At 28.1% G+C, this 23,255-nt stretch carries 20 protein-coding genes and 1 pseudogene; 6 read left to right on the forward strand and 15 right to left on the reverse strand.

The genetic code is table 11. The annotated features are described in order from the left end of the window. Window positions 1–7: 7 nt before the first annotated feature. The 3 genes from Q5I67_RS08270 to Q5I67_RS08280 form a co-directional block, all read right to left on the reverse strand. Window positions 8–571: an HAD family phosphatase gene (locus Q5I67_RS08270; protein WP_302487007.1), complete on the reverse strand. Its 564-nt coding sequence runs from the start codon at window positions 569–571 to the stop codon at window positions 8–10. A gap of 207 nt (window positions 572–778) precedes the next feature. Further along, the gene (locus Q5I67_RS08275) at window positions 779–1,735 is read right to left on the reverse strand and encodes an L-lactate dehydrogenase (RefSeq protein WP_302487008.1); all 957 of its coding nucleotides are present in this window, start codon (window positions 1,733–1,735) and stop codon (window positions 779–781) included. A 109-nt stretch (window positions 1,736–1,844) separates the two neighbouring features. Beyond that, window positions 1,845–2,387 (reverse strand): MarR family winged helix-turn-helix transcriptional regulator, encoded by a 543-nt coding sequence (locus Q5I67_RS08280; protein ID WP_302487009.1) that lies wholly within the window; start codon window positions 2,385–2,387, stop codon window positions 1,845–1,847. Between the two features lie 161 nt (window positions 2,388–2,548). Between Q5I67_RS08280 and Q5I67_RS08285 the strand changes: the two genes are divergently transcribed. The 5 genes from Q5I67_RS08285 to Q5I67_RS08305 all read left to right on the forward strand — a co-directional run bounded on the left by Q5I67_RS08285 (window position 2,549) and on the right by Q5I67_RS08305 (window position 11,196). Next, the gene (locus Q5I67_RS08285; protein WP_302487010.1) at window positions 2,549–3,748 is read left to right on the forward strand and encodes an efflux RND transporter periplasmic adaptor subunit; all 1,200 of its coding nucleotides are present in this window, start codon (window positions 2,549–2,551) and stop codon (window positions 3,746–3,748) included. 16 nt (window positions 3,749–3,764) lie between these two features. Further along, on the forward strand, window positions 3,765–6,926 hold the full coding sequence (locus tag Q5I67_RS08290; protein WP_302487011.1) for an efflux RND transporter permease subunit: 3,162 nt from the start codon (window positions 3,765–3,767) through the stop codon (window positions 6,924–6,926). A gap of 143 nt (window positions 6,927–7,069) precedes the next feature. Further along, window positions 7,070–7,666, forward strand: coding sequence for a hypothetical protein (locus Q5I67_RS08295; RefSeq protein ID WP_302487012.1), 597 nt, complete (start codon window positions 7,070–7,072; stop codon window positions 7,664–7,666). A 164-nt stretch (window positions 7,667–7,830) separates the two neighbouring features. Further along, a complete protein-coding gene (htpG, locus tag Q5I67_RS08300; protein WP_302487013.1) occupies window positions 7,831–9,786 on the forward strand; it encodes a molecular chaperone HtpG in 1,956 nt (651 codons plus the stop codon). A 195-nt stretch (window positions 9,787–9,981) separates the two neighbouring features. Continuing rightward, complete coding sequence (locus tag Q5I67_RS08305) at window positions 9,982–11,196, forward strand: Fic family protein (protein WP_302487014.1); 1,215 nt, start codon at window positions 9,982–9,984, stop codon at window positions 11,194–11,196. Between the two features lie 49 nt (window positions 11,197–11,245). Here Q5I67_RS08305 and Q5I67_RS08310 read toward each other — a convergent pair whose 3' ends face one another. The 4 genes from Q5I67_RS08310 to Q5I67_RS08325 form a co-directional block, all read right to left on the reverse strand. Beyond that, complete coding sequence (locus tag Q5I67_RS08310; RefSeq protein ID WP_296897984.1) at window positions 11,246–11,851, reverse strand: hypothetical protein; 606 nt, start codon at window positions 11,849–11,851, stop codon at window positions 11,246–11,248. A gap of 76 nt (window positions 11,852–11,927) precedes the next feature. Then, a complete protein-coding gene (locus Q5I67_RS08315; RefSeq protein ID WP_302487015.1) occupies window positions 11,928–12,725 on the reverse strand; it encodes a Cof-type HAD-IIB family hydrolase in 798 nt (265 codons plus the stop codon). Window positions 12,726–12,776: 51 nt separating this feature from the next. Further along, the gene (locus Q5I67_RS08320) at window positions 12,777–13,505 is read right to left on the reverse strand and encodes a plasmid pRiA4b ORF-3 family protein (protein WP_115152139.1); all 729 of its coding nucleotides are present in this window, start codon (window positions 13,503–13,505) and stop codon (window positions 12,777–12,779) included. Window positions 13,506–13,602: 97 nt separating this feature from the next. Beyond that, the gene (locus Q5I67_RS08325) at window positions 13,603–13,800 is read right to left on the reverse strand and encodes an HAD hydrolase family protein (RefSeq protein WP_302487016.1); all 198 of its coding nucleotides are present in this window, start codon (window positions 13,798–13,800) and stop codon (window positions 13,603–13,605) included. Between the two features lie 185 nt (window positions 13,801–13,985). On the opposite strand from Q5I67_RS08325, the gene Q5I67_RS08330 reads away from it, so the two are divergent. Then, complete coding sequence (locus tag Q5I67_RS08330; protein ID WP_204935259.1) at window positions 13,986–14,927, forward strand: glycosyltransferase family 2 protein; 942 nt, start codon at window positions 13,986–13,988, stop codon at window positions 14,925–14,927. Here the strand turns inward: Q5I67_RS08330 and Q5I67_RS08335 are convergent. From Q5I67_RS08335 to Q5I67_RS08375, 8 genes and pseudogenes are all read right to left on the reverse strand, one after another. Beyond that, window positions 14,924–15,997: a glycosyltransferase family 52 gene (locus tag Q5I67_RS08335; protein ID WP_302487017.1), complete on the reverse strand. Its 1,074-nt coding sequence runs from the start codon at window positions 15,995–15,997 to the stop codon at window positions 14,924–14,926. The genes Q5I67_RS08330 and Q5I67_RS08335 overlap by 4 nt on opposite strands. 12 nt (window positions 15,998–16,009) lie before the next feature. Continuing rightward, complete coding sequence (locus Q5I67_RS08340) at window positions 16,010–16,984, reverse strand: glycosyltransferase family 8 protein (protein WP_302487018.1); 975 nt, start codon at window positions 16,982–16,984, stop codon at window positions 16,010–16,012. Next, the gene (locus Q5I67_RS08345) at window positions 16,984–18,231 is read right to left on the reverse strand and encodes an O-antigen ligase (RefSeq protein ID WP_302487019.1); all 1,248 of its coding nucleotides are present in this window, start codon (window positions 18,229–18,231) and stop codon (window positions 16,984–16,986) included. Before Q5I67_RS08345 ends, Q5I67_RS08340 begins: the two co-directional genes overlap by 1 nt. An 18-nt stretch (window positions 18,232–18,249) precedes the next feature. Then, the gene (locus Q5I67_RS08350; protein WP_302487020.1) at window positions 18,250–19,209 is read right to left on the reverse strand and encodes a glycosyltransferase family 2 protein; all 960 of its coding nucleotides are present in this window, start codon (window positions 19,207–19,209) and stop codon (window positions 18,250–18,252) included. A gap of 169 nt (window positions 19,210–19,378) precedes the next feature. Beyond that, window positions 19,379–20,120, reverse strand: a pseudogene (locus Q5I67_RS08355) (glycosyltransferase family 2 protein). Further along, window positions 20,117–21,151, reverse strand: coding sequence for a glycosyltransferase family 4 protein (locus Q5I67_RS08365; protein WP_302487023.1), 1,035 nt, complete (start codon window positions 21,149–21,151; stop codon window positions 20,117–20,119). The pseudogene Q5I67_RS08355 and the gene Q5I67_RS08365 overlap by 4 nt, the downstream one beginning before the upstream one ends. Before the next feature lie 21 nt (window positions 21,152–21,172). After that, window positions 21,173–22,258, reverse strand: a complete 1,086-nt coding sequence (locus Q5I67_RS08370) for a glycosyltransferase family 4 protein (RefSeq protein ID WP_302487024.1) — start codon at window positions 22,256–22,258, stop codon at window positions 21,173–21,175. Window positions 22,259–22,264: 6 nt separating this feature from the next. Beyond that, on the reverse strand, window positions 22,265–23,242 hold the full coding sequence (locus Q5I67_RS08375) for a glycosyltransferase family 9 protein (protein WP_302487025.1): 978 nt from the start codon (window positions 23,240–23,242) through the stop codon (window positions 22,265–22,267). Window positions 23,243–23,255: the final 13 nt, after the last annotated feature.

Genomic DNA, 23,255 nt, shown 5'->3' on the forward strand with positions numbered 1-23,255 from the left:
AATAATATTATCTAAAATCATCAACTATACAGACACTAGCACCTGTTTTTCTTGCAGCTGTTAATCCCACTTCAGAGTCTTCAAATATAATTGTATTTTCTGGTTTAACTTTAAAATATTCCATTGCCTTGAAAAATCCCTCTGGATCAGGTTTACCATTTGTTACATCATCAAGTGTGAAAATAGCTTCAAATAAATCCATTCTATTAAAATAACGCAAAATATCTTTTGAATTACTAGAACCACTAGTCACAACAGCCGTATGATATTCTGTTCTCATCGCTTTTATGACATTGAATAAGTGTATATTTTCTGTAGCATATTTTAGATTTTCTTTATAATATAATTTTTTGGCATCATGAATTTCTTCAAAACGATTTTCTGGCACTCCCATTATCGGCAAAAATCCACGATAACTAGGGCCCCAACAATCTTTAACATATTTATCATAATCAAAATTCACAGGCAATCCCGCTTTTTCAATAGCTTCACGATATGCCATATAATTCACCCTGCGAGTATCAAACAAAGTGCCATCTAAATCGCAAATAATTAATTTATTTTTTTCCATCAAAAATCCCCTTAGGTTAATTAAAATTCATAATTATTTTTTACAATATCTATGTTATTCTATCACATCTAGAGATACTTGTCTTTTATATCTATGGTTTTTCTTCTAAACTAATTTAATTTTACAAATTTCTTCCATTAATAAATAAAGCTACTTTTGATAAAAAAATAAAATCAAAAGTAGCTTTATTATCACTATTTATTTATATTAGTCAATTAATTTATTTGCTCTTAATACAGTTTTTATACTTTCTGCACTAAATTGAAGAGCTTTTAATTCATCTTCTGGTAAATCTATCGCTAAACGTTTTTCTACACCATTAGCACCAATGATACTTGGTAAGCTGAGTGCTACATCTGTTAAGCCATATTCACCTTCAAGTGGTGTAGAAACTGGTGTTACACAACGTTCATTAAACATAATTGCACGAGCTAATCTGCAAGCTCCCATTGCTATACCTGTATTTGTCCAACCTTTAGATAATAATACATCATATGCTGTATTTACTACTTCTTGAGCGATAGCTTTTTTATCAAATTCGCATTCATGATCATAATATTTATCTAAATCAGCTAAACGTACACCACCAATACTGATTGTAGACCATGCAGGAAAAGCAGAATTACCATGTTCACCGAGCATAAAGCCCTGTACATCTTTGGCATCAACATTATAATGATTTGCTATAATGCGTTTTAAACGAAGTGTTTCTAATGTTGTTCCTGTGCCAAATAATTTTCCTTTTTCATAACCGAATTTAGTAGCTGCTAAATATGTAGTTACATCAAGTGGATTAGTAATCATGATAAAAGGTGTATTCTTTGTATATTTTGTAACTTCTGTCATGATTTCGCCAATTACTTTTACATTTCTTTCGGCAAGTATTAATCTGTCCAATTTTTCCCCAGGTAAGATACTAGGGCCACCAGAACAAATTATAATATCAGCGTCTTTACACTGACTAAAATCTCCTGAATAAACTTTCATACCTGGTACATATGTACAAGGTGTTGCATGAGTTGCATCTAAAGCTTCACCATGAGCTACCTTTTCATTGATATCAATACATACAATTTCTGAAGCTAAATTCATTGCCATAGCTTGAGCTAATACAGCTGAACCTACATGGCCAAGACCAATAATTGCTAATTTACTCATTTTCATTCCAATTACCCCCATATCACAAAACCATTAATCACATTTTATTAAATAAATGGTTCGATTTTTTATAATATAGCAAATAACTGTCATTGTCAACATGTAAACCAATATATCATTTTTTATCTTCAAAAATCTTAGCCATCATCTTTTTTACAATTTTTACACTTTCATCGAATTTTTCCGTATCACTATCTGATAAATCCGTTGTATTCTTCATAAAAATAAGTCTTTGAGATTTTTGATGTTCTTTTAAAAAATTTCTGCCTTTCTCACTCAAAGAAATCTGACTATATCTTCTATCCTTACTCAAACAACTCTTCTTTATAAATTCCTTTTTCACTAATTTATCAATAATAGGACTCATTTGTTGTTTTGATATAGATAAATGCTTAGCAAGCTCGGTCACTGTAGCAAAAGTATTTTCTTTTTCAAATAAATAATACATAACTGCAAAATGATTAAGTGGTAATGGTAAGGCTGCTGTTCGCCATAATTTATGATTATAAGTCATCATTATCTCAAATAAATCAAAATAAATATCTGATATTTTTCTGCTATTATTTTCCAAAAAAGTACCTCCTTTTATTAAAATTTTACCAATAACAAGTTTGATTTCTTCAAAGATTAAAACAAGATTAAAAACAGTCTTCAACATCGCAAAAATCTTGACTTTTCAATAGATATACTATACTATAGAACACGATAATAGTAAATACTTGTGTACTATCAGCTATTTATAAAAAATTTTGAAAAAGCTGATTTAAAAGCTGTGCTTTTGCACAGCTTTTGGAATTTATCAAAGGAGGTTTTTATATTTTGGCCACACAACTAAAGAAAAAACCTGTCATAGCGATTGTAGCCATTATAGTGATAGCCCTTATTGGATATCTTGTATATTCTAGACTAACAGCTACACCACAAGGCAACAAAATGATGGCAGGTGGTCCTGCAAATGTAAAAGCAATGCAGGTAATCAAACGTGATACACCACTTAATTATGAATACGCTGGTAATATCAAAGGAACCGATGAAGTAAAAATCACTTCTCGCGTCTCTGGTACTGTTGTTGAAAAATATATTACAGGCGGAGAATTCGTACAAGCAGGTCAACCACTTTACAAAATTGATAGCCGTCAATATGAAAGTGCTCTGCTTTCAGCTCAAGCTACATTAGCTCAATCTCAAGCTAATTATCAAAATGCTTTAGCTACATTACAAAATGCTCAAGTAGATAATAACCGTTATCAAACATTATTATCTCAAAATGCAATTTCTGACCAACAAGCTGCTACTCAACAATCTCAAGTAGAAGCTTTAACAGCCTCTTTACAAGCTCAACAAGCAATCATTGATTCCAATGCTGCTCTTGTAAAAAAAGCTCAAGAAGATTTAGATGATACTGTAGTTTATGCCCCAACTTCCGGTAAACTCGATATCAATGATATTGATGTAGGTGCTTATTCTACTGCTGGTAGTACAGTTCTTGTAACTATGGGTTCTGTAGATCAGGTATATGCTCAATTTAATGTAAGTGAAAACGAATACTTAAACCTTGCATCATTCTTTAATAATGATACTAATAACGTAACTATCACTTTAAGTGATGGCACAGAATATCCTATTTCAGGTCATCTTGTACAAGTAGACCGTTCTTTAACTACAAATACTGGTACACTTGCAATTAATGCTTTATTTGATAATCCAGATGGACTTTTACTTCCTGGTATGTTTGCTCGTGTAAAAATTTCTGGACAAATAATTCCAAATGCTACTTTAATACCACAACGTGCAGTACAACAAATTCTTGAAAAAACATTCGTAACTGTTGTTGGTCCTGATAATAAATCTGTAAGCAAAGCTGTTACTTTGGGTGAAAAAGTTGGCAGTTATTGGATTGTTAAAGATGGTTTAGACGCTAACGACGTTGTTGTTGTTGAAGGTCTTACTAAATTACAAGAAGGCGTTCCTCTTAACGTCACTATGGTAACTCCTGAAGAATTAGGTTTATCTTTTTAATCAGGGGGTGCGATAATTGTCAAGATTCTTTATAAATCGTCCGATATTTGCTATTGTTATTTCAATCATTATCGTAATTTTAGGTACAATATCTGCCTTTAACTTAGCAGTAGATAAATATCCTCAGATTTCTCCACCTACAGTTACTGTAAGTACTACTTATACTGGTGCCAACTCTGATACCGTAAATGAAACTATTGCTCAGGTAATTGAACAACAAGTAAACGGTGTTGAAGGCATGGACTATATGAGTTCTACATCATCAAATGATGGTAGATATAGTTTACAAGTAGTATTTAAATTAGGTACAGATGGTGATATGGACTCAGTAAAAGTACAAAATAACGCTTCTACTGCTGAACCAAGCTTACCTAGTGACGTTCAAAGTTATGGTCTTACTACTCGTAAAGCTTCTAGTGACATGGCTATGGTACTTACCATAACATCTCCTAATGGTACTTACGATAGTGTATTTTTGAAAAACTATGCTGATATTTATCTTGTAGATAAAATCAAACGTGTTCCTGGTGTTGGTGACTTAAACGTATTTGGTGCCGATTATGCAATGCGTCTTTGGATTAATCCAGATAAATTAGCTGAACTCGGTCTTACAGTTGCTGATGTAATCAACGCTGTAAAAGAACAAAACGTTCAAGCTCCTGCTGGTACAATCGGTCAAATGCCTGCACCAAAAGACCAAGAATTCCAATATACGGGTAAAGTTCAAGGTCGTTTAGTAACACCTGAAGAATTCGGAAATATTATCATTCGTTCTGATAATAATAGCGGTTCTTTCATTCGTGTAAAAGATGTTGCTAAAGTAGAAACTGGTGCTCGTACAAATAATATTTCATCTAAACATAATAATAAAAACTCTGTAGGTTTTGGTGTTCAGCTTACAAGTGATGCCAATGCCATGAGCACAGTAAGCCAAGTAAAAGAAATTCTCGAAGAAGCTAAAGCTGATTTTCCTCCAGACATGGAATATGAAACAGTTGTAGATAATACAACATATATTAGCGAATCCATCATCGAAGTTGTTAAAACATTCGTTGAAGCTTTAGTACTCGTTATGCTCATTGTTTATATCTTCTTACAGAGCTGGCGAGCAACTCTTATTCCAATGCTTGCTGTTCCGGTATCTTTAATTGGTACATTTGCAGCATTCATCGTTTTAGACTTCACTATTAATACATTAACTTTATTTGGTATGGTTCTTGCCATCGGTCTTGTTGTCGATGATGCTATCGTTGTTATCGAAAACGTTGAACGTCATATGGCTGAAGATGGCCTTGATCCAAAAGAAGCAACTGGTCGTGCAATGGATGAAGTACAAGGTCCAGTTGTTGCTATCGCCTTCACTCTTGCTTCTGTATTTATACCAGTAGCTGGTTTAGGCGGTATGACTGGTGTTTTATATCGTCAATTTGCTTTGACTATTGCTATATCCATGGCATTATCTGCCTTTGTAGCCTTAACACTTACACCTGCACTTTGTGCAACATTATTAAAACCTCATACAGCTACAGAAAATCAATCTAGCTTATTAGGTTCATTCTTTATCAGATTTAATCAATTTATGAATTGGTTAACTAGAGGATATGTAAAACGTATTGCATTCCTCATTGGCAAAGCAAAATATTGTGTAGCATTTTTGATAATCATCACTGCTCTAATGGGTGCTTTATTTAAGATTTTGCCAACTACATTTATTCCAGCCGAAGACCAAGGTTTCTATCTTTGTTCTGTAACTTTGCCTGATGGTACTTCTTTAAATCATACTGAAGAAGTCATGGAAAAATTATCTGCAGCACTTCAAGATAATCCTGGTGTTTCTGAAGTTATGGGGATTTCTGGTTATGATATCTTATCTGGTGGTGCCAAATCCAACGCAGCTACATTCTTCGTTGGCTTAAAACCATGGAGTGAAAGAACTACACCTGAAACAAGTATTGATACTGAAGTAGGCATGGCTATAAAAGAAGGGCTAAATTATCCAGAAGCTTCCATTATTGCTATGAATCCACCTTCTCTTCCAGGTCTTGGTATGGTCAGTGGTTTTAATCTTCAATTGCAAGATATGAGTGGTCATACTAATGAAGAATTAGATACTATCACTAAAAAAATAGTTGCTGCTGCTAACCAACGTCCAGAACTTCAAGGGGTTTACACTACTTACAGTGTAAATTCTCCAACTTATGAATTTGAAATTGACCGCGAAAAAGTTAAAAATTTAGGTTTAAATATCTCTGATGTATTCACTGCTCTCCAAGTAAACTTTGGTGGTACTGAAATCAACGATTTCAACCAGTTTGGTCGTACTTATAAAGTAGTAATGCAAGCAGAAGGTAATTATCGTAACGAAGCAGATAGAACTCGTTTTATCTTCATTCGTGGTTCCAATAATCAAATGGTTCCTTTAAATACTATAATTAAACCAAAATTAAACTCTGGTCCTGCGATTATTTCTCGCTTCAATGCTAGTAGAAGTGTCACTATCCAGGGTAGTCCAAAATCTGGTTATAGTTCTGGTCAAGCTATGGCTGCTATTGAAGAAGTTGTTAAAGAAGTCGCTCCTACTGGATTTAATATTGACTGGTCTGGTCAGAGCCGTGAAGAACGTGCTGCAACAAGTTCTACATCTCAAGTAATGGTTCTCTCCTTAGTCTTCGTATTCTTATGCCTTGCTGCTCTCTACGAAAGCTGGAGCGTACCATATGCTGTATTATTAACTGTTCCGACTGGTATCTTTGGTGCTTTATTATCTGCATTTGTATTAAATTTACAGATAAGTATTTATATGCAAATAGGTATCATCGTTATCATTGGTTTAGCAGCTAAGAATGCCATTCTTATCGTAGAATTTGCCAAAGCTCGTGTAGATACAGGTATGCCTCTTCTCAAAGCAACTTTAGAAGCAGCTAAACTTCGTCTTCGTCCTATCATTATGACATCCCTTGCATTCATCATCGGTTGTTTACCACTTGCTGTAGCAACAGGTGCCGGTGCTGCTGCTCGTAATAATATGGGTGTTGCCGTTGTTGGTGGTATGATATTTGCTACTGCTTTAGGTGTATTCTTAATTCCTGTTATGTATCTTGTTGTTATGAAAATTACTTCTTGGCTCACTGGTGGTAATAAACCTAAACCACAATCCAAAGTCGATAAATATATGTAATTTTTACAACCAATATTATCTCTTAATATAAAATAAAAATCGCTTTTTATATTTATCTATGATATAATTGGCTAAATAAATACTATGAATAAGATGCTATAAATTTATAGCATCTTATTCTATAAATTTAAGGAGATACGCTTATGATTTTAAAAAGAATGTTTCTGACTTTTATGAGTATTTTTGTACTAATAGCTATAACAGCTATGCCAAGTACAAGTTTTGCAGCTGATGGATATTTATATACTAGTGAACGCTTTGGTTACAGTATTAAATGCCCAGAAAAACCTCTTGCTGTAATCAATTTAAGTATTCTCTCTCCTCAAGAACAAGGTGATGTTTTAATATTTGAAACAGATGGTCATAACCCTACAAAATATTGGGTTGTTTCCCCAAATGCTTTCAGCAATGACACATTCCCTGATCTTGATAATTTAAGTGAAGAAGCTAAACAAAATTTATTCACACAACTAGCTGTTGAACGTGGATATGAAGCGATTTCTCTTGTTCCTATTCAAGGACATAATGCCATTTATGCTGTTACAGCAAAAACTATCCAGATTGATACAAATAAAGATGGTCAAGTTGATGAAACCATTAAACAAGATGGACAAAATATCGAAACTTACCTCAAAGGTGTAAAATCCAATTACTGCATTGTTTTATCTTCCAAATCTGAATTAACTAAAGACGATATCAACGCTTATCAATATGGATTATTATCTTTCAATGATAAATAACATTTTAATATCTAAACATGTATGAAAAGCCAGTCTATCTGGCTTTTTCCTTTATTGTCTATTGACATTTTGACTTATAATTATATAATAATAATTGACGGTTAGCACTCTAAGATAAAGAGTGCTAATAACTTATCTTAATCTAAACTTAGGAGTGACAAATCTTGGCTAAAGAAACACATCAATTTCAAGCTGAAACTAAAAAATTACTCGATTTAATGATACATTCGATTTATACAAATCGTGAAATATTCCTTCGTGAATTAATCTCTAATGCTTCTGATGCAATTGATAAATTACATTTTGAATCACTCACAAATCCTGATTTACTTGAAGGAAATAATGATTATGAAATCTTCTTAATTCCTGATGAAGCTAGTCATACATTGACTATTTCCGATAATGGTCTTGGTATGAGCAAAGACGAATTAATTGAAAACCTCGGTACTATCGCAAAATCCGGTACAAAAGCATTCTTGGAAAAACTTCAACAAGCTAAAGAAGGCGACAATGACACTCAAAAAGATTTAATCGGTCAATTTGGTGTAGGTTTTTACTCTGCTTTCATGGTAGCTGAAAAAATCACTGTAGTTTCCAGAAAAGCTGGTCAGACACAAGCTTATAAATGGGAATCTACAGCTGACGGTTCCTACACTATCGAAGAATGCACTAAAGATAGCCGTGGTACTAATATCACTATCACACTTTTACCTGAATTCTATGGTGATAAAGCTGAAGAAAACTTCACTGACACATATAAATTACAATCTCTTGTAAAAAAATATTCCGATTATGTTCGTTATCCTATTAAAATGAACTTTGTCGTTGAAGAACAGCCAAAAGATGCTGATGGTAAACCAATCGAAGGTGCTGGCACTATCAAGAAAAATGAAGTTCGCATCTTAAACTCCATGCAACCACTTTGGGCTAAAAATAAATCTGAAATCAAAGAAGAAGAATACACTGAATTCTATCAAAATCTTTTCCATGACTGGGAAAAACCAATGGAAGTAATGCACAATAAAATCGAAGGTAATATCGAATATACTTCCCTTTTATTCTTCCCTGCACATGCTCCTTACAATCTTTATCATAGCGATTATGAACCAGGCTTACAGCTTTATTCTCGCCATGTATTCATCATGGATAAATGCAAAGACCTCTTACCTGAATATCTCCGCTTCGTTAAAGGTTTAGTCGACTCTCCTGATTTCTCCTTAAATATCTCTCGTGAACTTTTACAACAGAGCCGTGAATTAAAATTAATCGGTAAAAACTTAGAAAAAACTATCTTAAAACAATTAGCAAATACACTCAAAAAAGACCGCAGTAAATATGAACAATTCTGGAAAGAATACGGTAAATCCTTAAAAATCGGTATCTATGGCAGTGTATACAATGGTGGCAGTGATGTAGTAAATAAATTAAAAGATTTACTCTTATTCACAACTTCCAAAGAAGATAAACTCATCACTTTAAAAGAATATGTGGAAAATATGCCTGAAAGCCAGAAAAAAATCTACTATGCTACAGGTAAAGACCGTGCAAGCATCGATAGCTTACCACAGATGGAAATCTTACGCGATAAAGGCATTGATGTATTATACTTCCTTGATAACGTTGACGAATTCGCTATTGAAGTTATGCGTGAATATGAAGGTAAACCATTCCACTCCATCAGCCGTGGCGATTTAGACCTTGATGATGTTGAATCTCAAGAAGTGAAAAAAGAAACTGAAACAATTGCAAAATCCAATGAAGATTTAATCAAAGATATCAAAGAAACTCTCGGCGATAAAGTCGCTGAAGTAAAAATCAGTAGCCGTTTAAAATCTTCTGCTGTTTGCTTAGTAGCAGACGAACAAGGCCCAAGCTTCGCTATGGAACAAGCTTTTGCTAATGCAAATAATCCAATGTTCAAAGCTAGACGTATCTTAGAAATCAATCCAAAACATGACTTATTTGCTCGTTTACAAAAAGTACATGAACAAGGCAAAGAAAGTGATGCATTTAAAGATTATTGCTCACTTTTATATGCTCAGGCACTTCTCATCGAAGGTATGATGCCAGAAGATCCAGCTACAATCGCTAATAAAATAGCTGAATTAATGGCAAGATAAAAAATTAAGCCAGCAGATTAGTCTGCTGGCTTTTTCTATAAACATAACTAAACTATTTTTACACCGATGTTACAAAATAACCGATTTTTATAAAATGAGTTATGATGATATTACAAAATAGCCGATTTTTGTAAAATGAATTATAATGATATTATAAAATAACCAATTTTTATAATATGTATTGAGGTGTTGTCTATGAAATACATAAGTCTAAAAAAAATCTATTATACAGATGCTAATAACTATAATATAGAATATAACAAAAGATTTGAAGCTGTAACAACAAAACATCTTCCTATAGAAATAAAACAATATAATAGAGAAAATGCTTATCCTGCTTTTTTATGCTATACAGAAGAAATTACATTATTAATAGAACGTTTCTATAAAAATTATTTTAATTTATTCAAGATGAAGCAACAAGCTCCACCTATTTTATTAAGACAATTTGTTTTATCTTCGTTAATTGATGAAATAAAATCTACAAATGATATTGAAGGTGTACATAGTACAAAAAAACAAATAAAAGATATTTTAGAAAGCCAGCCTATATCAAAAGATTTTTTACACTTAAAAAGTGTTGTTGATAAATACAATAAAATTATTAACAATGAAGATATTTGTTTTAAATCATGTCAAGATATACGTAAATTTTACGATACATTTGCTCTTGATGAAGTCTTAACAGAACATTCTGATTGGAAACCAGATGGAAAAATATTTAGAAAAGATCCTGTAGAAATAACATCTGCTACAGATAAAATATTACACCAAGGAGTATATCCAGAAGAAAAATTAATAGATAATATGTCTATTGCTTTAAATATATTAAACGATAAAGAAATACCATTTTTAATTAGAGTAATTATTTTTCACTATTTTTTTGGATATCTTCATCCTTTTTATGATGGAAATGGTAGAACAGCAAGGTTTATATTTTCATATTATTTAGCAAAAGAATTTGACGAAATAATCGCACTAAGATTATCCGTTATCATAAAAAGATACAAAAAAAAATACTATGAAATCTTTCAAGATACTGATAATGCATATAACAGAGGCGATTTAACTATATTTGTACAAACCTTCTTAGAAATGTTAAATAAAGCCATAAAAGAAGCTATTGATATCTTGCAGAAAAAATTATCTCAATTAAAAACTTATTCAGACAAACTAGATAAAATTATTATAAGTGATGATATTACCAAAAATATTTATTTTATATTATTACAAGCTTCTCTTTTTTTTGGAGAAGGTGCAACTATCTCAGAAATCATGAAAACAACTAAAAAATCTAGAGGTACCATACAAAATCGACTAGATAATATTCCTAAAACACACTTAATTATTAATAATAAAATTAAACCTTATAGATATAAATTAAATATGATGTTATTTAGAGAAAAATAATAAAAGATAGGTAAAACCTATCTTTTATTATTTTTTGACAAAATGTCTATTATTTCATTACTTTTTCGTCTACAATATTATAAATAGTGTATTTAACAGGTTTTAAAATTCGGCAAGCTTCACCATCAACTAATTTATATTGAATTTCACAAATGCCACCAGTCGGATTAGCATTTGTATCATCTTCTAAATAAAGTGGAAATGTTCTTGTAAATACATTGCCTTTTACCTGCATATAATCATGACCACGATAATATTTTGCTAAAGCTTTCATATCTTCAATAGGTGATAATGCTATCTGGCTCATGGATTTACCATTATTAGAAGAATAACCTATTAAATTGCCATAACTCCCACTACCATCATTTGTTAAATAAACTAAAACTTCGGGATAACCATCATCATTTAAATCAGCTATCTGTACATCATTTACAGTATATCCTACGATATCATGAACTTCCTTGCGATTTACAATAGCTAAATTTTTAGGTTTTATTATGAGTTTATCTCCATCTTCTTTGATACTAAAACTATAATTGTCCCAATATAAAACTTGATTGAAATTAGGATTTTGAGCAAAAGATACAGCTAAATTTAACCCACTAATCGCTACAAAACAACATACTATCACTAAGAATTTCACCAATTTAAACATATTATCCCTCTTTTCTAAAAAAATTTATTAATAAAATATATACTCTCTATCTTATTCTAGTTAAATAAAAAAATTCCTATTTATCTAAAATATAGTTTTCAATACCATAGGCTACACCATCTTCAAAAACTGATGGCACTACTATTTTAGCACTATTTCTCGCTTTTACACTACCATTAGCCATTGCCATTCCCGTTCCCACTGTAGATAAAATCTCTACATCATTATCTCCATCACCAAAAGCATAGCTATCTTTTATATCTATATTCAACAATTCTAATACCTTTAAAGCACCTGTAGCTTTAGAATTTACTTTTGCATAAACTTCTAAATGACAATAATTGTGATTCATATCCTCAACATAAGTTATATCTTTAGGCAAATTCTCTATGATATATTTTCTATCTTCATGTCTAGGTGAATCTATTTCTAATTTATAAACATTTATAGCGTTTTTATCATAATCGAAGGTCAATTGATCGGCAAAAATTCCATATTGCCCTAAACGATGTATTAAATAAGCAAAATTTTTATCTACATAAGTATGCATATCACCTTGAAGACTATATTGCATATCATGTTCATCACAAATAGTTGTGAGCTTTTCTACAAAAGATTTTTCAAGTGCTGATTTATAAATAATTTTATCATGAAAAAATATAACGGCACCATTGAGCAATACATAACCATCGAAACCAAAATTTCTTATCTTTTCATCAAGAAAGGCAAGTGAACGACCACTAGCAATAAATACATAATGACCTTGCTCTTGTAATTTACGAATTGCTTTTTGTACATTTTCACGCATATAACGATAATCTGGATGTGTACCTTCAATCAAAGTTCCATCAACATCAAAAAATACGGCTTTCATAACATACCTCATTACTAAAAAATCTCATTACTAAAAAATTCTGCCTTTATTTTAATAATTTCTTTCAATCAATTCTATTTCTTTCTCTGTAGGATATATTCCATCTTCATAAAGTTTTTCATAAATTCTTGGAATTTTTTTCAATCTATTATTCATATCTTCTATATCAAAGGATACTAAATCTATATCATCATCCAATAACCATTCACAATAATTTTCATATTCTTCACCACTTTTTTCACTATAGGCTTCAGCAATGCTTTTTAATCCATCGACACCACCACAATCTTCAATAATACCATATCCTTTACCTTTTAACACACGTGGTAAACCCTTTTTCGATAATACTTCATCTATGATAATTTTTTCTAATTTTACATTTATTTCCCAATTATCACCAAAATCATATCTAAATTTAATTTTAGGCATATCTGGTGTAATAAGTTGTTTCATCTTCACTTCAAAAATATTAAAGTCATAAATGCTTTCATCTAATTCATTAGTTTGACTATCAGGTAATCCTATCTTTATTATCTTTAATAAAGATTTTCTTGATATCTCTATATTTTTTCTTCCTAATTCTTTTATTAATTTAGATTTATTCAAATTAATCCTAATTTCAAAATCAAACAAATGATTAGCTCTCATTTCAAAAAGAGTCATAATAATATATGCTAACCTTGCTAAAGTAATATCTTCTGAAACTTGAAAACGACGCCACATTCTTGGTTTATAACCTTTCACTTCCGCGTTAAGTTGATAAATTGAACAACTTGCCATAATATATCACCATCTTTTAATTATTAATACTTTAAGTTCTTCTTATAATCTATATTTTTACAAAACATTCATCTCATTTCTTATAAAAATATTTATATTATCTATAGGAATATAAACCAAAATTTCTTATCTTTTCATCAAGAAAAGCAAGTAAGCGACCACTAGCAATAAATACATAATGACCTTGCTCTTGAAGTTTGCGGATAGCTTCAGAAACTTTTGGTCTTATATAACGATAATCAGGATGTGTGCCTTCAATTAATGTACCATCTACATCAAAAAAAACAGCTTTCATTATTTTGTGTACCTCTTTCTATTTATGATAATAATATAAAATTTCTTGTATAATTGATTATATTATTATATCATATCGTTATGAGAAATATTGTAGTTTTATATGTAATATCTACGTAAAATGAATTATAAAAAACATAAAGAAATAATGAATATAGATTGTTGATAATAAAAGGGAGAAATATTATGGAAAAAATAAGTGTTATTGTACCAATATATAATGTAGAGAAATATTTGAAACAATGTTTAGACAGTATAATAAATCAAACGTATAAAAATTTAGAAATCATATTGGTAAATGATGGTTCTACAGATAAATCAGGAAGTATTTGTGAACAGTATAAATGCATGGATAATCGTATTAAATTGATAAATAAAAATAATGGAGGATTAAGTGATGCAAGGAATATAGGGTTATTAAATGCGACAGGAGAATATATATCATTTATTGATTCAGACGATTTTATAAGTTTAAATATGTACGAGGTTTTGTATAATAATATTATAAAATCAAAATCAGATATTGTTTGGTGTGATTATAATATATATATTACAAATCAAATGATACAAAAACATAATTTATTTCCAGAACAAAAGGAATATGTGATAAATCATTTATTTGCTAAAGATTTATTTAATTTATATCATTTAGAAGCTTTTGTTTGGAATAGATTGTATAAAAGAGAAATATTTAAAAATGTAAGATTTCCTGTTGGAAGAAGATGTGAAGATGGATATATAGTAATAGCAATATTATCTAAGGCAAGAAAAATTACAGTTATACCAGAAGCATTATATTTTTATAGAAAAAGAGAAGATAGTTTATCTTCAAAAAGACAAAAAAATATTCAATTTAAAAGAGATTTTGTGGAGTCTCGCGTAATTAGAGCGATACAATATGAATGTTTATTGCCTAATAGTATTGAAGCTAATATTCTATTATATAGAGCATATAAAAGTGCTTTGAGATATATAGATATAGTTTCAAATAATAATAAAGAAATAAAAAAGGATATATATACGCAAGTAATATATCCGAAAATAAAAGTATTATTAAAAAGCAACTTATCATTGAAAAGAAAAATATCGTTAATATTATGCTTAATAAAATATAATATTATAGATTAATTAAAAATTTCATCAGTTTTTTTAGGAAAAGATATATCTGCTTGTTGCATAATTTCTTTATATGTTGGATAAATTGGTGTTTTAAAAATATCAGATAAACTAATAGCTTTAATTTTATTATTAGAAAATTTATTTACATTCATTAAAGCTGATGACTGGTAGCTTATTACTGCTTTTAAATGAGGATTATCTACAAATAATAATTCTGCAGGTTCAATACCTTCATATATTTTTAATTGTTTAAAGTTATTTTTATAATAGGAAAGTTTTTCAGGATTATCATGAGGATGTGGTTTATAATATAAAATAGCATCTTTGTCAACAGAATTAATTATATTTTTTAAGCAATGAGCTTCTTCTTTTAAAGTAAATTTTCCCATTTCTACCATTGGTTGACTTAAATATAAAATACTATTTTTTTGAAACTGTGTGGGTAATATGTTTTTTATATTTAAGTCTTGTATAGCTTCTTGTATCATAGATATTGATATTTCTCTAGTATTAGGTGATTTTCTTCGTAAAAGCTTTGGATGATACACATAATCAGCAATACCAGCAGGATTTTCTCCTTCTGCTTCAGTATTGATGAACATATTTCCATGTATGTTAGAAGCAAATTTTAATAGGTAAGTTTTTATTTTATGAAATATAGCATGACTTTTTTTCCGACGGCGATTTTCATTAAAATAAGAATACATACCATCTTCAAAACGATAAAATTGATTTTTCCCAACAGCCATTACTAATAATTGATTTACAGGAGATATATCTACACCAATAAAAACTTTATCGATATTTAAAGGTTTAATATTTTCTTTTACATAATTGGCTTGTTTACGATAAGATTCTTTTTTATTTTTACTAGATAACCAATCTAATAATAAAAAGACTTGTTTATATCCACATTTTATAGTTGACATATATGTCATTAATTTATTTATTTTCCATTTCTCATATCCATGAGGATGCATTAATGCTAAATAATTATCATCTTTTTTAAAGATACTATGAGATAGAATAAAACAAGTTAATAAATGGTATGGCGTATTTACTACAAATAAATTTTTCATAATTTATTTCCCCTATAATTTACTTTTTATTTTATAAATAGCATATTTTAAATACCAATATATAGCTTTTATTTTTTTATTATATATACTATACGATTTACCCATATGTTTCATTTGTTTATATGTCTTAGGTTCATCTAATGGTACATCTTTCCATAAAGAAATACTTGAATATTTCTCAAAAAAATTTTTTACTGGATGCATACACCATTTTTGCCATGGTTTAAATTTACCTACATAATGTAAAAAAATAATATTTTCTGGTAAATTATATACATATCTATTAGGTTTATATCTAACATCAAATCCATAATTATATACTTTATCTATATATGTGCATTTGTTTTCTAAAACAATATTTAATATGTCTTGATCATTAAACATAAATTTTTTTTTACTTTTTAATACATTTAATATTTTATTATTAACATCATATTTCATCCAATTTTTTATATTTATATACATAACTCCCGCATTGAAATATTTATTAAATTTAAGTTTTAATTCTTTTATTTGTTGTTTTTTTACATATTTATTAGCTTCTTCTACTACCCCTACAATATTATTATCTATATTAATTTTTTTTAATAACTTGATACTATTAAGACATATAATATCTGCATCTAAATATAATACCTTATCTGTTATATCTTTTAAAATATTTGGTATTAAAAACCTATTATATGTTGCACGACTAATATATTCTGTTTTAGGTAAATTTTCAAATATATCTTTATCTATAACATATATATTTATAGCAATATTATTTACCATTGCAAACTGATTTATTATTTTTCTATTCTTTTCACTTATATATTTACTAATTATATGAAATACTATATTTTCATTTTTGTTATTTTCTATAATAGATGTCATTAATACACCTAATGGTCTAACAAAATCATCATCTATACCAAAAACAATATGAAAATCATTTCTATTTGCATTTTTATTTCCGTATATAATTTTCTCTCTTACTATATTCATTACATATTCCTATCTTCAATTTCATATTTTCGATAAACTAAATACATACCTAATAAACAATAATAAAACTGCATAATTCCTCTAAATCCTATACTATATTCACTAAAGCCATGTAATACTACACATAATGTTACTGAAAAAAACATCAAACCTGATATACTCTTATATTTAATCCAATCTTTAATACTGTACCACAGAAAACAACCAAAAGAAAAAATATAAATAAATATTCCAATAAAACCTCTCTCTACACCAATCATTATAATATTATTATGCGGATGAGGGACTGGCGTTGGATCATTATATTTTTTTATTAAATAATTTGTTTTTTCCGATCTAAAACTTTCATTATATTCTTTATAGAATTGTCCTATTCCCCAACCTACTATTGGCTTTTCTTTTATCATAACTAATGAATCCTGCACAAACATATAATGTAGTTGACTAGAACCATCTCTCATATGAATAGTATTTTCTATTCGTTCTTGTACCCATTGTTGACTATAAATTAATCCACTAAATAAAACCATAATCAAACCAAATACTATGATTAATTTTTTCATATTTTGTATTTTACAACTAGTCAACACAATAAACATAAAACTTATAATTAGCCATGCCATTCTAGTATTATTAAAAAACAATGCTATTAATCCCAAGCTTAGTGCACCACTTAATATATACTTCCACTTATTATTTTTTAAGCTTAAAAGCATTATATATATACAAACTAAAAATAATTGTATTTTCATTGAAAATTCCATAAAATTGGCTCTATAACCATCTAAACTATATCCTTCTAATCTGAATGGCATATTATTATATAAGGCATTATAAATTTTATCTAAATTATTCAATAATGCATAACCAATTTCAAAAAAAACTGTAACTAAAAAAGAAAAAAATATTATTTTTATTTTTTTCTTATCATTAATAAAATAAAAAATCATTAAAACTGGTATTATCTGTTTTATCATTACCTTTACATCTTTAAATGATTCACTTATTTCTGGGCTAAAAAAAATTAATATTATAGAACTAATTATCATACTTCCTAATGCCCATTTTATCCAATTTGGTAAATCTTTTAAAGATATTTTTTTATAATAAATATTTATTCCTGATAAAATAATCATTAATACTAATAACGTATCTGTTATTTCTTTTATTTCAAAAATTATAGTAAAAATGTATCCTATCATTACATAAAAAATACTATCTTCTATATATCTTAATCTGTTATTCAATATACTTTGCTCCTTATTTTAAATATTCTTTAATAAATTTAATAAAAATTTATTATTTAATAAAAATATTTTACACTTCAACCTATCATTCCATTTAAAATCTTTTATATTTCCAAATTTTTTTAATCTCTTTCTATATTTCTTAATAAGCTCTATACCTCTATCTACATCGCCAGATTTTATAATACGCCATATTATTCTATATGTACGATAATAAATTACTTTCTTCATATTACCACTAATCTCACGTTTTAATATTTTATCTATAAAAATTAATAAGCTATTTAAATATATTAATTCTTGTAGATAATACTCCGATGTATACTTTTCATGTGTTTTAGATTCTTTATGTTGTCGATAATATGCCATGGTATTCTCTACAAAACCACTTTTTGTTATACATAATAATTCTGCAAAAAATAATACATCTTCAAATAAAAATTGTTTTTCTGGAAAATTAATTTTATATATTTCTAGTAAACTTTTTTCTATTACAACACATCCTACACAAAAAGGAAATATAAATTCATATCTACTCTTTGCATTACTAATAAAATCATTCAAATACCCATTTTTATTACAACAATATGATTTTTTTAATTTATTACTTTCATATAAACAATAAAAATTAGTATATACAAATTTATAATTTTCTTTCAGCTTTAAATATGATAATTTTAAAAACTCTTTATCCCAAAAATCATCACTATCTAAAAAAGAAATATATTCTCCCTTTGCTTTTCTCATTCCTAAATTTCGTGCAAAAGATACTCCTTTATTTTCTTTTAAATCTATAAAAATTAATCTATTATCTTTTTCTTCTTCTAAAAATTTCTGCACTATAAATTTACTATTATCTGTTGAAGCATCATTTATTATAATAAGCTCCCAATCTTCATAGGTTTGATTAATAACTGATTGAATTGCTTCTATTACATATTTTTCATTATTATATAAAGGCATAATAACTGATATCATTTTTTGTATTCAATCCTTTTTTTACTATATTCTTTTTTATATGACAATGCATATAATTCACTTAATAAATTAATAATTAAATTTGTTTTATTTAAATTCATTTTTTTTAATTCATTTTCTATTAAAATTTTATTTAAATTAAAAGCTTTTATCCATCCTTTATATCTAGCTATCCATCTAATTTTTTTAATAAATTTAAAGACAAATAACCTACTTGATAACGATATATCGCATATCCATAAGGATTTTTATAATATAATCTTTCACCTTGTTTTGTATATCCATCTGGTTTATATTCAAACAAATAAAATACATCATTTATTAATTTAACAGGCTTATCATACGAAATTTGATAATATAGCACATTTTCTGTAACAAATTTTTCATATTCAAATATAGGAAAACTATATTGTTTTAATATTTTTGTTATCCATATTAAAACTAACTCTCCTCTATATTTATGTTTTTCATATAAATCAAAAAATGATATTTTTCTTTCATCATCAATCCATCGTTTTCCTGTTGGATTTCCTAATAAATCTCCCCTTCTTGAACAATATGCTACAAAATCAACGTTCTTATTTCTATCATTTTTCCAATAATTAATAATTATTTCCACTGCATTATTTGTTAATATATCATCAGAGTCTACACATACAAATAATTCAGTATTACATAATTCCACTGCTTTATTATGTGCCACATGTTTTCCTGAATTTTTTTGATATATATATTGTATTTTTATTTTCTTTTTTCCATATATCTACTAATTCTTTAGTATTATCTTTTGAACCATCATCTATTATCAACCATAAAAAATCTTTATTTATTTGTTCACATAAAGATTTATATAAATGTAACAATAAGTTAGACCTATTATATGTAGGTGTAAAAATCGTTAAATATTTCATATCATAAATTCTATCCTTTTTTCATAGTTTTTATACATAAGTTCTAGATTAAACTCTTCATTAATAAATCTATATGCTTTTTCACTAAAAAATTCTCTTATATTTTCATCATTTTTCATTCTTAATATATTATTAGCCAAATCTGATACTTCATTTTCTTTTACTAATAATCCCGTTTTTTCATTTAATACAATTTCATTTACACCTGGAACATCAGTTGCTATTATTGGTGTTTTTGAAGCCATTGCTTCACATAATACTAATGGTAACCCCTCATAATGTGTAGCCAATACAAATAAATCTGTTTTTACTATTAAATCTTTAAAATTGCCTTCTATTATTTTTATATTATTATCTAAATTATGTTCAGAAATATACTTTTCACATTTTTTTCTAGTCTTTCCTATGCCCATTAATAACAAATTAATTTTTTCATTTTTTTCTTTAATTAAATACTCTATTGCTTTAATCAAAGTCATCTGATCTTTTTGTTTACTGAAACGAGCAACCATTCCTACTGTGAAAATGTCGTGCTTTTCCTTTGGTAAATCAAAACTTTGTATATCAATACCATTATAAATTACTTCTACCTTTGATTTATCTATACCTTGCTTAATCAAGTGATTAGCTACACCCTTTGATACACAAATATATTTATTTGTATACTTATCTAATTTTCGTGTTAAATAACGTCTAAATGGTGTATATTTCTCTGTATTATGTTCTACATGTATTAATTTAACTGGTATTTTAGCATATACTAATGCTAATTTAGTCCAAATATGTGTACTATATCCATGAACGATAATTAAATCTGGTTTACTATGTCTAATAAATTCACCTAAAGATAATATATAGTCTATAGTAAATTTATCTTTTATAACAATAATACCTTTTAAATCTGTATTATTATATTTACGAAAAATATCAATAACTTCATAACCTCTAGTTTTTAAATAATTACTTATATCTATTGCAATATTAAGTGAACCTGATGGATTTCCAGATACAATACTTAAAATCTTTTTCACTAAATTCACATCCCATGAAATTTATCTATTATCACAAATATTATTATATATTTCTATAATTTTTTTTATCATTATTTGATTAGCAAAATCTTTTTCTACTTTTTTCCTTGCATTTATTCCCATTTTGCTACATAAATCTTTATCTTGAGCTAATATATTTATCTTATTTACTAAATCATCATCATCATTATATTTTACAAGAAATCCTGTTTCTTTATCACTTATAACTTCACTAATGCCACCAACATTAAAAGCTATAGCTGGCTTTTGCATTGCCATCCCTTCAGCCAAAACTAATCCAAATGTTTCAAAATATGATGGTAAAACCATTACATCTGCTATATCTATATAATTTTCCACATCTGTCTTATGACCTAATAAATGTACTCTATCTTGTAAATGATATTCTTTTATTTTTTTCTTTAAATCACTGAAACCTTTTCCTTTACCAATTACTACAAGATGCCATTTTTTACTAACTTCATAAATTTTCAATACATCAAGTAAATGCTGATGTCCTTTATTTCGCAAATTTTTAATACGCGAAACTATAATCATAGTAAAAGCCTCTTGTGGTATATTATATCTTTTTCGTAATAAATTTTTATTTTGTCTATTTGGCTTAAATTTTTCAATATCTACACCGTTATATACAACTTGTATTTTTTCAGCTAAAAAACCTTCTTTTATTGCAGATTTCCTAGAAAACTCACTTACAGCAATAATCTTATCCACTTGATTTATAATATCTTTTACTTTTGCTGGCAAAACACCATGAGCTGTGTAAACTATAGGTATATTTAAATTGTATTTATTTCTCGTTTTTACTGCTACAATTCCAGCAGCTTCAGAATTTGCATGTATTAATTCTATTTTATATTTAGTTATAATATGTTTTAACAATAATCCTGATATAAATTTGCTCAACCTAATTGGTAAGAAAAAATGCTTTATACCTTCTTGTTGTAATTCATTTGCTAACGCTCCACCACCAGAAGCAATAAAAACATTATATCCTAACATCTTTAAACTACGTGCAACTAAAGCCACATAGGATTCAGCACCTCCTATATTCAATCGAGGCACTAATAACAAAATATTTTTCATACAAAATTACTCCATAATTTTCTTTAAAGAACTAATAATATTTTCTACTTTAATATTTTCTGTTAATACATCACAACGATATAAAGATTTTTCTGGTGCCCACGCATCTAAGTGAGCTTTTGTATGAATATAAAATAAACAAACTGTAGGTACATCTACCGCCAAACCCAAGTGCATCGTTCCTGTATCTACACTGATCAAAGCTTTACAATTTGCTAATAATGCTCCAAGTTGTGCAATAGTTGTTTTATCTACTAAATTTATAAAATCATTTTTTGCTATTTTATATAATTCTTCCCCATACTCTCTTGCTACAGCTCCTGCACCTAATAATAGCAAAGTATATCCTTCTTTTTTCAATGCCTGTATCAAAGATTTACAATCTTTTAACGGCATATCTTTTTCCTTTTTTTTAGATGTAGTACATATTGCTATTAATTTATCATTGTTTTCTATATTTAATCCTTCTAATAATGCTTCAACATCATCATAAGCCGACTCAGGTGGTGCAAATTTCATAGGCACTTCCCTAATAGCTTTTTTTGTATACTGTTCTAATAAAATACTATTTTTAGTTTGCACCTTTGTTTTTCCATGATAATCTATTTCTCTAGGATTATCTAATAAACAATTTATCAAACCTTTATTTTCAGCATATACTTTTTTAGCACCAAATAATTTTGCTAAAACAATACCTCGTTCATTACCATAAATAACAAAAGCCGCTTCAAAACCTAATTTAAATTTTTCTTTATATTCTTGATAAAAAAGCCATGCACCTTTTATACCATGATGTTTTCCTTTTTTATCATAAGCTACAACTTCATCTACACCATCACAATAAGTTGCTACTTCTACAAATGGTTTATTTACAATAAAAGTTATATGTGATTCTGGATATAATATTTTTATATTTCTACATAAGGGATTAGTAAGTAAAGTATCTCCAAAAAAAGATGTATTAATAACTAAAAATTTTTTCATAAAATCTATCCTC

The organism is uncultured Megamonas sp., assembly GCF_958438645.1.
Lineage (GTDB): Bacteria > Bacillota > Negativicutes > Selenomonadales > Selenomonadaceae > Megamonas.